The following is a 12,342-nucleotide window of genomic DNA, read 5'->3' as shown; positions in this document are numbered from 1 at the left end:
CGACAGTTGTCATGCTGCCCACTAGCTGTGTGTGTAACAAGTACCCACTAAATTGTTCGATACCCACCAATTGGTAAGTATCAAGGAGAGTGCGTGATGCCTCGATCGCCCAGAACCGGCCCGTACATCTGCGGGATCGATGCCGCAATGGATGTGGTGTCCGGAAAATGGAAGTCGTTGATCCTGTGGGAGCTGGACAACGGCACCCGGCGATTCGGCGAACTCAGGCGCGGGCTACCGGGAGTCAGCGAGAAGATGTTGGTTCAGCATCTGCGGGAGATGGAAGCAGACGAGCTCGTTCAACGCGAGGTCTACCGAGAGGTTCCCCCTCGGGTCGAATACTCACTCACCGAGCACGGCCGCAGCTTGAACGCGGCGCTCGGCCCGCTGGGCGCATGGGGGCAACGGCGGATCGAACGGATCGGTGCCGAGCGCGTCTCCATCGAACTCTCGGACTGACTCGACACCACGCGAAACACGAAAAGGCCCCGGTGAGATCTGATCTCACCGGGGCCTTTCGGTCGGGCTGACAGGATTTGAACCTGCGACCACTTGACCCCCAGTCAAGTGCGCTACCAAGCTGCGCCACAGCCCGTCCGCGCTCTCCTCGAGCGCTCGTTGAGATTACAACAGGTACGGACCGAAACGCGAATCGACTGGTCAGCGCGATTTCCGGGGATTTGCGACTACTTGCGGCGGTCGCGCTTCTCCCGCACTCGCACGGAGATGCGGACGGGGCTGCCGTCGAAGTTGAACTCCTCTCGCAGCTTCCGTTCGAGGAAGCGGCGGTAGCCGGCCTCGAGGAAGCCGGTGGTGAACAACACGAACGTCGGCGGACGCGTCGCCGCCTGGGTCGCGAACATCACACGGGGCAGACGTCCACCCCGCATCGGCGGTGGGGTCGCAGCCACCACTTCCTTGAGCCAGGTGTTGAGCCGACCCGTGGAGATGCGCTTGTCCCACGACTCGAGTGCGGTCTCCATCGCCGGCACGAGCTTTTGTACGGCACGGCCGGTCTTGGCAGAGATGTTGACCCGGGCCGCCCACGGCACCCGCAGCAGATCGCGATCGACCTCGCGGCCCAACTCGTGGCGGCGGTCCTCGTCGACGAGGTCCCACTTGTTGAACGCGATCACCAGTGCGCGACCCGATTCGACGATCATCGAGATCACCCTCTGGTCCTGCTCGGTGATCGGCACCGACCCATCGATGAGCAGCACTGCTACCTCGGCGGCGTCGATCGCGGCCCGGGTGCGCAACGATGCGTAGAACTCAGCGCCCGACGCGTGGCTGACCCGCTTACGCAGGCCGGCGGTGTCGACGAAGCGCCACGGCTTGCCGCCGAGTTCGACGACCGAGTCCACAGGGTCGACGGTGGTGCCCGCAACGTCGTGCACCACCGAACGCTCGTCGCCAGAGAGCTTGTTGATCAGGCTGGACTTGCCGACGTTCGGTTTGCCGACCAGCGCGACACGGCGGGGTCCTCCCCCACCCGTGCCTTCGCGCGGTGTGGGCGGCATCTTCTCGAGCAGGTCGTCGAGCAGATCACCGGTACCGCGACCGTGCGTGGCGGACACCGAATAGGGCTGGCCGAGTCCGAGAGACCACAGCGCGGCCGCTTCGGCTTCGACGCGGTCGTCGTCGACCTTGTTCGCGACCAGCAGCACCGGTGTCTTCGACCGGCGCAGGACCTTCGCGACGGCCTCGTCGACGGAGGTCGCGCCGACAGTGGCATCGACTACGACGAGGATCGCGTCGGCGGTGCGCATGGCGACTTCGGCCTGACGTGCAACCGACTGCTGCATACCCTTGGCATCGGGTTCCCAGCCGCCGGTGTCCTGCACCATGAATCGGCGACCGTTCCAGTTCCCCTCGTACGACACACGGTCGCGGGTGACGCCGGGAACGTCTTCCACGACCGCTTCACGTCGACCGATGATGCGGTTGACGAGAGTGGACTTCCCGACATTGGGGCGGCCGACGACCGCAACGGTCGGGATGGGAACGAATTCTTCGAGGTCGACTCCGGTTTCGAAGTCGAGGTCCCAGTCCGATTCCTCCGACCACGTGCCGTCGGAACCCTCGTTGGTGTACTCCGTTGTGACGTCGTCGCTCACAGCGCCGCTCCCGTCTGCTCGGTGACCACTGCGGTCAGCGCCGCGGTCACCTCATCGATGTTCATGTCGCTGGTGTCCACGACGACGGCGTCGTCCGCGGCGCGCAAAGGCGACACTGCGCGCGTGGAATCGAGATGGTCGCGGCGCTGCACCGACGCGAGCACCGCATCGTAGTCGTCACCGCGACCTTCCGCGATGTTCTGTGCATTGCGTCGCTGTGCGCGTGCTTCCGCAGATGCGGTGAGGAAGATCTTCACATCCGCCTCAGGGAAGACCGCGGTGCCGATGTCACGGCCTTCGACGACGACGCGGTGTGCCGCGAGGCCGAGTCGCTGCTGTGCCGCGACGAGCAGTTCGCGCACCTCGGGGACCGCCGAGACGGCGGAGACCGCCGCCGTGACCTCGGCGCCGCGGATCTCATCGCGCACGTCCTGGCCGTCGAGCCGGATGTCTTCGATCCCTGGGTCGGTGCCGATCGACCAGGGCAGGTCGGCGACGGTCGCGGCGATCGCGGCGGGGTCGGCCGGGTCGACGCCTCGGCGCAGCGCATACAGCGTCGCGATCCGGTACATGGCGCCGGTATCGAGGTATGCGGCACCGAGGTGCCGTGCGAGCCGCCTGGAGACGCTGGATTTGCCGGTGCCCGACGGACCGTCCATCGCGACGATCAGTGCCCCTGATTCGGTGCCGGTCACAGTCCCACCGCCTGGTAGAGACCTCCGACCTCGTTGCGCCCGAGGACGCGGAGGGTACCGGGGCGCTGGTCACCCAGTGCGACGGGACCGATGTTGGTGCGCACCAGCCGGATCACCGGATGGCCGACGTAGTCGAGCATCCGGCGCACGATGTGCTTGCGGCCCTCGTGCAGATCCAGGCGCACGAGGGACTGGCCTTCGTTCACTTCCAGAAGCGCGAACTTGTCGACCTTGGCGGGGCCGTCCTCGAGTTCGACGCCGTCCTTGAGTTGCTTACCGATACCACGTGGGAGTACGCCCTTGACCGTGGCGAGGTAGGTCTTGTTGACCTCGAATGACGGGTGCATGAGCCGGTGCGCGAGTTCACCGTCGTTGGTGAGCAGCAACAGACCTTCAGTGGCGGCGTCGAGTCGACCGACATGGAACAAGCGCTGTCCCGCAGCGACACGCTCGGAGACGATGTCACCGACGCATGGGCGGCCCAAATCGTCGGACATGGTGGACTGCCATCCGCGGGGCTTGTTGAGCACGAGGTGGACGAGATCCTTCTTGACGACCACGCGGACACCGTCCACACGGATCACGGCGTTCTCGGGGTCGACGCGCAATCCTTGCTCCCGAACGATGACCCCGTCGACCTCGATGCGGCCGCGGTCGATCATCTCTTCGGCGGCACGTCGCGAGGCCACGCCTGCCTGGGCAAGGACCTTCTGCAGTCGCACGCCTTCACCGGCCGGCAGCTTCGTCGGTTCGACGGTGCTGTGCTGGTGCCGGGCGGGCTTGGCATTGCTGATGGTCGGCGTCGAGGAGGTCCGGCGGGCCTGCGGCTTCGGCGCGGCAGGCCTCCCTCGCTTGTTCAGGGGGGCTCCTCCTTGACCCCGATGAGACTTCTTTCCTGCAGCTGCATTCCCTGCAGTGGGCTTCCCGGCATCCTGTGCGCGGGGTTCCGACCGGCGGGCGGAGGAGGATCTGCCGGTTCCCTGCCCCTTGACGGGGCGGGCGGTTCGTTTACGGTCCGGTGTGCCATCACGGCGAGCGGGCTTTTTCACTTTTTTCCTGTCAGTTCTCTGGATCGAACTCCGCGTGTGAGAGTCTCTCGGCGCGCGCGTTCTTTCCTATTCTCTCAAACCTCGGGTCCGCTTCGAGGCTGTCGCTGATGTCATCGATCACATCTACGTCGGGCAGCAGGGGTCCGACGGGTGGTAGATCACTCAGCGACGCGAGTCCGAGACGTTCGAGGAACAGCTCGGTGGTGATGTAGAGGGTGCCGCCGGTCTCGGGATCGGTGCCTGCTTCCGCGATGAGATCGCGGGCGAGCAACGTGCGCATCACCCCATCGACGTTGACGCCTCGGACGGCGCTGACGCGGCTGCGGGTCACCGGTTGCCGGTACGCGACGACGGCGAGGGTTTCCAACGCCGCACGGGTGAGTTTGGTTCGAGCCCCACCTTGGAGGAGTTTCTCGACGTAGGGGGCGTAGTCGCGACGGGTGTAGAACCGCCAGCCATCGCCCGCAAAACGCAGATCGATGCCTGAGCTGCGCGCATCCAGATCGGCCGCGAGTGCGCGGAGGGCCCGCTCGGCACGGTCGGCGGTGACGCCGATCGCGGAGGCGAGCTGGTCGGCGGAGGCGGGTGTGTCGACCATCAGGAGCAATGCTTCGAGTGCCGCAGTGAGCTCGTCGTCGGCCATGTCGAGCAGTTCACCGTCCCAGGCCCGCTCGTCGTCGGACCGATCGGGCTGCTCCTGCTCGGGCAGTGCGGGGCCGGGGATATCGGCGCTCACCCGTAGTCCTCCTCGAAATCGATGGCGTTCTCGTCGTTCTCACCGGTCCAGGCCACCTGGAGTGGCCCGAGTGGGTCGGGCTGTTCGAACGTGACTGCGCGTTCACGGTAGAGCTCGAGCAGTGCGAGAAACCGCGCGACGATCAGTAGTCCGTGCTCGCAGTCTGCAGTGAGGACGTCGAAGCCGACCCACTCTCCGGCGCCGCTGTCCTTCAACAGGGCGAGGATGTGTGCGGCCTGTTCGGGCACGGACACCGTCGGGACGTGCAGGTGGTCGAGCCCGACGGTAGGGGTCGGTTTGGGTCGGAACGCCGCGGCGGCTATCTCGGCGAAGCGCTGTGCGTCGACGCCGAGAACAACCTCCGGCACCAGATTCTCGAAGCATTCTTCCAGGGACACCGCGCGCGGGTAGCGGCGGAGCGCAGCGCTTTCGAGTTCGGCGAAGTGTTCGGCGATCTGCTTGTACGCCCGGTACTGCAACAGCCGCGCGAACAGCAGATCGCGGGCTTCGAGCAATGCGAGGTCCTCCGGATCATCGACGTCCCCGGAGGGCAGCAGACGAGCCGCTTTGAGGTCGAGCAGAGTCGCGGCGACGACGAGGAACTCGGTGGTCTGGTCGAGGCCGAGTTCGGGTCCGAGTAGCCGCGTGTAGGTGATGAATTCGTCGGTGACCTCGTGCAACGCGACTTCGGTGACGTCGAGGCGGCGCTGCGAGATCAGGGTGAGGAGCAGATCGAACGGGCCCTCGAAGTTGCGGAGCCGGACCCGGAATCCGCCGGCACCGGCGACCTCGGGTTCCGGTGACCTGTCAGTGACCCCATCGGTGACGGCAGCAGCGGAGTCCGCCTCTGCGGAATCCTGGGTGGGAGCAGACACGGATCAGCGGCCGGCCCGGTGAATCACTTCGCGGGCGAGTGTTCGATACGACTCGGCACCACCGGATTTCGGCGCCCAGGTGATGATCGGTTCGCCGGCGACGCTCGTCTCCGGGAACTTGACGGTGCGGGAGATGACACTGTCGTAGACGAGGTCGCCGAAGACCTCGACCACCCGGGACATCACTTCGCGACCGTGCAACGTCCGCGAGTCGAACATGGTCACGAGGATCCCGGCGACCGCGAGACGCGGATTGAGCCGATCCCGGACCTTCGCAACCGTGTCGTTGAGCAGAGCCAGACCACGAAGGCTGAAGAATTCGCACTCCATCGGAATGAGCACCGAGTCGGCGCAGGCCAGGGCGTTGACGGTGAGCAGGCCGAGCGACGGCTGGCAGTCGACCAGAATGTAGTCGTACCGCTCGAGAACCGGATACAGGGCACGGCCGAGCGCCTGCTCGCGTCCGACCTCGGAGACGAGCTGGATCTCGGCGGCGGACAGATCGATGTTGCTGGGCAGCAGATCGAGGTTCTCGATGTGCGTGTTGATCAACACGTCGTCGGTGTCCGCCCGCGGCTCGACCAGCAGATTGTGGACGGTCAGCTCGAGATCGTGATGGGCGACGCCGAGTCCGGCCGAGAGTGCGCCCTGAGGGTCGAGATCGACGAGCAGCACGCGCCGTCCGCATTCGGCGAGAGCAGCACCCAGGTTGATGGTGGAGGTGGTCTTACCCACTCCGCCCTTCTGGTTGCACATCGCGATGATCTTGGCGGGACCGTGCGACGGCAGTGCCGATGGTTCTGGAATGCGCCGGCGCGGACGGCCGGTGGGACCGAGGTCCGTGTTGTCGATCGGCGCCGTCTCGGTGGTGTCCGTTGGAGAGTCGTCGGTGGGCTCGTCGTCGCCCGGTGATCGTGGTTCGGTGGGCGGGCGATAGTCGGTCACGGAACGGACCGAGACCGGAGTCGGCCAGTCCTGAGTGGCCGCATGTGCAATGTTCAGGTGTGCGCTGTCTGTGGCAGATGGCCGAGGTGTGCCCACGAGCGGTGCTCCCCCTGTTCTGCGTCCTACGTGCGTCGAGCAAGCGAAATCGTTGCCGTCGAGTTGTCGAACGGATGCCGTTCCGTAGCCGGAACGCTACCGCTTCTCTGCCCCATGAACGCTACCGCCTGGATGCCGTGTTGCGGGGACGGACACGCATTTCCGGGGTGCTTCGATCACCGCGCGCGGGGATGCGCACCGGCCCAGACCTCCCGCAACGCACCCACGGTCACCAGCGTGTAGATCTGTGTGGTCGTCACGGAGGCATGCCCGAGTAACTCCTGCACCACTCGAACGTCGGCCCCTCCGTCGAGCAGGTGGGTCGCGAACGAGTGCCGGAGTGTGTGCGGGGACACCCCGGTGGTGACGTCGGCTCGCTCGGCGGCGGTCTGCAACACCTGCCACGCGCTCTGCCGTGACAATCGTCCGCCGCGTGCGTTGAGGAACAACGCCGCGGTGTGTCCGGCGGCGAGGACGGGCCGTCCTCGCACGAAGTAGGCGTCGAGCGCCGCGAGCGCGGGACGCCCGACGGGCACGAGTCGTTGTTTGCCGCCCTTGCCCCGCAGGAGCACCGCGCGGGTGTCGGTGTCCACGTCGTCGACATCGAGCCCCACCGCCTCGGAGATGCGAGCACCGGTCGAGTAGAGCAGTTCCAACAGGGCTCGGTCCCGGAGGCCACGGGGCCCGTCCGCCTCACCACCGACCGCGTCGAGAATTGCCGTCACCTGGTCGACGGTGAGCGACTTCGGGAGACGTCGCCCCGCGGTGGGGGGTTTGACAGCACGCGCCACGTCGCTCGGCGTCCGTCCCTCGGCCGCGGTGAAGCGGTGTAGTCCGCGCACCGCGATCAGGGCACGCGCGACCGAACTGGCGGCGAGCGCCGGACGCTCCCGGTCCGGATCGCCGCGACGCAACACCGCTACGAACTCGGCGACGTGCTCCTCACGGACCTGGGCGAGATCGCTGATCCCGCAGTCCGTGAGGTAGTCGCGGTAACGGACCAGATCGCGCCGGTAGGAGGACAAGGTGTTCGCGGCGGCACCGCGTTCGACGGTGAGATGGTCGAGATATGTGTCGAGTTGTGCCGCCAGCACCGAGCTCACTCCGCCGCACGGGTGCGGGAGAACGCGCTGGGCCGGTCGGGCCACGGCGCATCGGAGGGGCGCAGTTCGGCCCCGGAGGAATACGCGGCGGCCGATGCGAGTATGCCCGACACCGCAGTGGCGTTCACGATCTCACCGCGCAACGCCATCGACACGGCCTCGGCGAGCGGGACCCGGTGGACCTCGAGGTCCGCTTCTTCGTGTTCGGGCTCCGGCCGGCCCACCTCGGACAGGCCGCGGGCCACGAACACGCGGACCGCTTCATCTGTGAATCCAGGCGAGAGCGCGACGTCGACAAGCGTCTCCCAGTGCTGTGCTGCGAGCCCGGTCTCCTCCGCAAGCTCACGTTTCGCAGCGTCGAGCGGCGACTCGCCGACCTCGTCGAGGAGTCCGGCGGGCAATTCCCACAATCGCCGGCCGAGCGGGTGGCGGTACTGATCGATCAGCACCAGCCTGTCCCGCTCGTCGATGGCGACGACCGCTACCGCACCGAAGTGTTCGACGACCTCGCGATGGGCGGTGTGTCCGTCCGGCATTTCCACCTCGTCGACGCGCAGCGACACGATGGCACCGGTATAGATGCGCTGCGTGGACAGGGTCCGGAATTCGTGTCGCTGCGCCATGCGCTAGTCCGCGTCGATACTGCCGGACGCGGACGCCACGGCCTCGGCCTCGGCCTCGGCGGAATCGTCGGCGTTGGGCTTGCCGTCATCTCCGTGTACATCGACCGGGAGTCGTTCGGCCGCCTTGTACTTCAGTGCCGCAGAGACCAACCCGGCGAACAGCGGGTGCGGGCGGGTCGGGCGGCTCTTGAGTTCCGGATGGGCCTGAGTCGCAACGAAGAACGGATGGATGTCCGCCGGGTACTCGACGAATTCGACGAGTCGCCCGTCCGGTGAGGTGCCGGAGAACACGAGCCCGGACTTCGCAATCCGATCGCGGTAGGCGTTGTTGACCTCGAAGCGGTGACGATGTCGCTCGGACACCTCGTCGCTGCCGTACGCCTTCGCGACGACCGATCCCTTGGCCAGAACAGCGGGGTACGCGCCGAGACGCATAGTGCCGCCGAGATCGGCTTCACCTGCGACGGCCTGTTCCTGATCCGCCATGGTGGAGATCACCGGCGCGTTGGTGTCCGGGTCGAACTCGGTGGAGGACGCGTCGTCGATACCGACCGAGCGGGCCGCTTCGATGACGACGCACTGCAGACCGAGGCACAGTCCGAGCAGCGGGATCTTGCGGGACCGGGCGAAGCTGATCGCGCCGAGCTTGCCCTCGATACCGCGGATGCCGAAGCCGCCCGGGATCAAGACCGCGTCGACGTCGCCGAGGTGTGCCTGCGCACCGGCCTCGGTTTCGCATTCATCGGAGGCGACCCAGCGGATCTCCACCTTCGCGCGGTGCGCGAATCCACCCGCACGCAGCGCTTCTGTCACCGACAGGTAGGCGTCGGGCAGGTCGATGTACTTGCCGACGAGGGCCACCTCGACGGTTTCCCTCGGCTTGTGGACGCGGTCGAGGAGGTCGCCCCACACCGTCCAGTCGACGTCACGGAACGGGAGCCCGAGCTGACGCACGACGTAGGCGTCGAGGCCTTCGCTGTGCAGCACCTTCGGGATGTCGTAGATGCTCGGCGCGTCGGGGCACGAGATGCAACCTGCGAGGTCGACGTCGCACATCAGCGAGATCTTCGCCTTGAGGGAGGCGGGTACGTCGCGATCGCAGCGCAGCACGAGCGCGTCGGGCTGGATGCCGATGTTGCGCAACGCGGCCACGGAGTGCTGAGTGGGCTTGGTCTTCAGCTCGCCGGACGGGCCGAGGTACGGAACCAGCGACACATGCAGGAAGAAACAGTTGTCGCGGCCCACTTCGTGGCGGACCTGCCGGGCGGCCTCGAGGAACGGCTGGGATTCGATGTCACCGACCGTGCCACCGATCTCGGTGATCACGACATCGGGCGTGTGGCCTTCGGTGTCGGGTGCGGACATCGCCAGGATGCGACGCTTGATCTCGTCGGTGATGTGCGGGATCACCTGGACGGTGTCGCCGAGGTACTCGCCGCGGCGTTCCTTCGCGATCACTGTCGAGTAGACCTGGCCGGTGGTGACGTTCGCATCGGCGTTGAGGTTGCGATCGAGGAAGCGCTCGTAGTGCCCCACGTCGAGGTCGGTTTCGGCGCCGTCCTCGGTGACGAACACCTCACCGTGTTGGAACGGATTCATGGTGCCTGGATCGACATTGAGATACGGGTCGAGTTTCTGCATGGTCACGCGCATTCCGCGTGCGGTGAGCAGTGTGCCGAGACTCGACGCGGTGAGTCCCTTGCCCAGCGAGGACGCAACGCCCCCACTGACGAAGATGTGCTTGGTAGGGGTACGCGATTGGCGTGACTGTGGCAACGAAGCTCCCGTGACGTCAGGTGCAGGACTTTTGGACTTCAGACGATACAGCTGGGGCCTGCCGACCCACGGAACTCCACGGTAACACCTGCGGCGGCTGCCGCGTACCCGGCTCGCGATTGTGAGGCCCCGATGCTGTGGACGTCACACTGCGAGAAGACACCGCGTCCGGTCACCGCGCAGCGGAACCCACCGTGACCGCGGCTGTACCGGGCCCCGTTCCGTAACGGCCGGCGCCACCGTCCAACTGTTCACGCAGGGCCAGCACGGTGGTGCTGCGTCCCGCTTCGCGATCGAGATTGTCGACGGTCGACAGCCCCGCGGACAGTGCTGCGTCGGCGCGGACCACAGCGAGCGGACCATTGCCGACGGCCGATTCGGGGCGCCCGGCGAGCACGGCGCCCGCGCCACGAGCGTCGACGGCTGCCGCGAAACGGGCGATCAGTGCTCCGCGGTTGCCCCCGTCGACGTCCTCGACGCCGCTGCCGGTCAACATCAGGGCGGATTGGGCAGGCTCGACGGCTCCGTCGTAGGAGATGAACCCACCGCTGCGCAGGGCAGACAACGCGAGTTCGCGTTCCTCAGGGGTGCTGCGTGGCGCATCGGTCGCTGGATCGACGAGCATTACCGCACCGAGCAGATCGCCAGCAAGACTGCCCGGGTCGACGGCGCCGGTCTGGAGTTGCACGCCGGCAGGGATGATGTTGGTGACCGTGGTGCGGAGCATGTCTGCGCCGGCAGCATCGAGGAACGATTCCGTCAAGGACAGCCGCCCGGTGACGGTGCCGCCCGCGGAAGCCACCGTGCGCATCACTGCGTCGAGATCGGCAGGATCGGTATCGGGAGTCGTCACCACGAGGACCGTCCGATCGACGAGCTCGTCGCGGACCACCCGCGGCGCGACAGCGGTGTCGAAGTCGTCGGCGGCACGCAGCTCCGAGTCGAGTCGGTTGGCTCGATCGTGTTCGGCCTGCAGTTCGCGACCCATGTCCGCTTTGTCATCGCGCAGGCCGGCCACGAGACTGTTCGACAACAGCCCCGAGCCGAGAACGACGCCCAGGCCGAGTGCCAAGAACACCGCGATCAGAGAGACCGCGTGCTGGCGCATGGAAATCACTCGAACTGACCCCGGACCCACTCGACGGAGTCGGCCGACCAGGTCGTGACCCAGTCGACGACGTCGCTACCCAGATTGGACACGACCAACGCGGCGATCACAGCGATCAGCGCTGCGAAGACGAGCAGCGCGATCACGCCACCGGAGACCCTGCTGCGATACAGGGTGGCGACGGCCTTCGAATCGACCAGTTTCGGACCGACCTTCAGGCGCGTCATCACCGCCGACGGGTTGGTGTCGCGGCGGCCTTGATCGAAGAACTCGTCGAGGGAGACCGTGCTGCCCACCGTGACGACGAGCGCCGCACCGTGATGGTCGACGAGAAGCAGCGCGAGGTCGGTGGGGGTACCCGCCGCGGGAAACGTCATCGCACCGATCCCGAGATCCTGGATGCGCTCGAGTCCGGGGGCGTGTCCGTCCGGGTCGGCGGGCAGGACCACCTCGGCACCGGACTGAAGGGTTGCGGTACCGATGCCATCCGGGTCGCCGATGATCAGGTCCGGTCGATAGCCGGCCTTGGTCAGGGCATCCGCACCGGAGTCGACGCCCACCAGGATGGGTGAGTATTCCTTGATGAAGGGCCGCAGGTTCTTCAGATCCTGTACATGGTCGGGTCCTCCCGTGACCACCACGACGTGCCGATCCTGCAGGTCGAGATCGATCTCGGGGATGCCCACCCCGTCGATGAGCAGCGGACTCTCCGACCGGATGAATTCGATGGTGTTGCCCGAGAACGCCTCGAGGTGATCCACCAGGCCGGTCTTCGCCTCGATCATGCGATCGGAGATCTCGGCTTCGGTCTGTTCCTCGCCTTCTACGAGCAGACGTTCCCCGGCATAGATCCCGCCCTCGTGCAGCCGGATCTTGGCGCCGTCCTTGACCTTCTTGAACAGGTCCGAGCCGACACTGTCGATCAGGACGATGTCGTTGGCGACGAGGACTTCCGGGCCGAGGTTCGGGTATCGACCGGAAATCGACGCCGAGGCGTTGACGACAGCGGAGACCCCCGCTTCGACGAGGGCGTCGGCGGTGACCCGATCGAGGTCGACTGCGTCGAGGATGACGATGTCGCCGGGGCCGACCCGGCGTACCAGTTTCGCGGTGTTCTTGTCGACCCGGGCGATACCGCTCACTCCGGGCAGCGTTTCAGTGTTGCGGGACAGCAGCGCCGGCATCTTCATGGTGAGAATGATGCTCCTGAGGTGCGATG

General features: G+C 66.4%; 12 protein-coding genes and 1 tRNA gene. 1 reads left to right on the top strand and 12 read right to left on the bottom strand.

From position 1 onward, the window contains the following. The first annotated feature begins 96 nt into the window (after positions 1–96). Positions 97–459 (top strand): winged helix-turn-helix transcriptional regulator, encoded by a 363-nt coding sequence (locus tag ACZ46K_RS18055; protein WP_054807763.1) that lies wholly within the window; start codon positions 97–99, stop codon positions 457–459. 62 nt (positions 460–521) lie between these two features. Here ACZ46K_RS18055 and ACZ46K_RS18050 read toward each other — a convergent pair. The 12 genes from ACZ46K_RS18050 to steA all read right to left on the bottom strand — a co-directional run bounded on the left by ACZ46K_RS18050 (position 522) and on the right by steA (position 12,313). Continuing rightward, a tRNA-Pro gene (locus ACZ46K_RS18050) sits at positions 522–595 on the bottom strand. A gap of 91 nt (positions 596–686) precedes the next feature. Then, positions 687–2,117, bottom strand: a complete 1,431-nt coding sequence (der, locus tag ACZ46K_RS18045) for a ribosome biogenesis GTPase Der (RefSeq protein ID WP_054810764.1) — start codon at positions 2,115–2,117, stop codon at positions 687–689. Then, positions 2,114–2,776, bottom strand: a complete 663-nt coding sequence (cmk, locus tag ACZ46K_RS18040; RefSeq protein WP_464749382.1) for a (d)CMP kinase — start codon at positions 2,774–2,776, stop codon at positions 2,114–2,116. Before cmk ends, der begins: the two co-directional genes overlap by 4 nt. A gap of 32 nt (positions 2,777–2,808) precedes the next feature. Beyond that, positions 2,809–3,861 (bottom strand): pseudouridine synthase, encoded by a 1,053-nt coding sequence (locus tag ACZ46K_RS18035; RefSeq protein ID WP_464743978.1) that lies wholly within the window; start codon positions 3,859–3,861, stop codon positions 2,809–2,811. Positions 3,862–3,871: 10 nt separating this feature from the next. Continuing rightward, positions 3,872–4,504: an SMC-Scp complex subunit ScpB gene (scpB, locus tag ACZ46K_RS18030; protein ID WP_464749381.1), complete on the bottom strand. Its 633-nt coding sequence runs from the start codon at positions 4,502–4,504 to the stop codon at positions 3,872–3,874. 89 nt (positions 4,505–4,593) lie between these two features. Continuing rightward, the gene (locus ACZ46K_RS18025) at positions 4,594–5,472 is read right to left on the bottom strand and encodes a segregation and condensation protein A (protein ID WP_464743977.1); all 879 of its coding nucleotides are present in this window, start codon (positions 5,470–5,472) and stop codon (positions 4,594–4,596) included. Positions 5,473–5,475: 3 nt separating this feature from the next. Next, positions 5,476–6,324 (bottom strand): ParA family protein, encoded by an 849-nt coding sequence (locus tag ACZ46K_RS18020; RefSeq protein ID WP_464749380.1) that lies wholly within the window; start codon positions 6,322–6,324, stop codon positions 5,476–5,478. Positions 6,325–6,689: 365 nt separating this feature from the next. Continuing rightward, a complete protein-coding gene (xerD, locus tag ACZ46K_RS18015; RefSeq protein ID WP_464743976.1) occupies positions 6,690–7,607 on the bottom strand; it encodes a site-specific tyrosine recombinase XerD in 918 nt (305 codons plus the stop codon). A 5-nt stretch (positions 7,608–7,612) separates the two neighbouring features. Beyond that, on the bottom strand, positions 7,613–8,239 hold the full coding sequence (locus ACZ46K_RS18010; protein ID WP_054810866.1) for an NUDIX domain-containing protein: 627 nt from the start codon (positions 8,237–8,239) through the stop codon (positions 7,613–7,615). A 3-nt stretch (positions 8,240–8,242) separates the two neighbouring features. Beyond that, complete coding sequence (locus tag ACZ46K_RS18005; RefSeq protein WP_464743975.1) at positions 8,243–10,015, bottom strand: CTP synthase; 1,773 nt, start codon at positions 10,013–10,015, stop codon at positions 8,243–8,245. A 172-nt stretch (positions 10,016–10,187) separates the two neighbouring features. Further along, complete coding sequence (locus ACZ46K_RS18000) at positions 10,188–11,132, bottom strand: copper transporter (RefSeq protein WP_464743974.1); 945 nt, start codon at positions 11,130–11,132, stop codon at positions 10,188–10,190. Beyond that, entirely contained in the window at positions 11,129–12,313 is a 1,185-nt protein-coding gene (steA, locus tag ACZ46K_RS17995; RefSeq protein ID WP_054810469.1) for a putative cytokinetic ring protein SteA, read from the bottom strand. Before steA ends, ACZ46K_RS18000 begins: the two co-directional genes overlap by 4 nt. Positions 12,314–12,342 lie beyond the last annotated feature (29 nt).

The sequence above is a fragment of the Rhodococcus sp. JCM 9793 genome, assembly GCF_055380405.1.
This window is presented reverse-complemented; position numbering and strand designations above follow the sequence as displayed.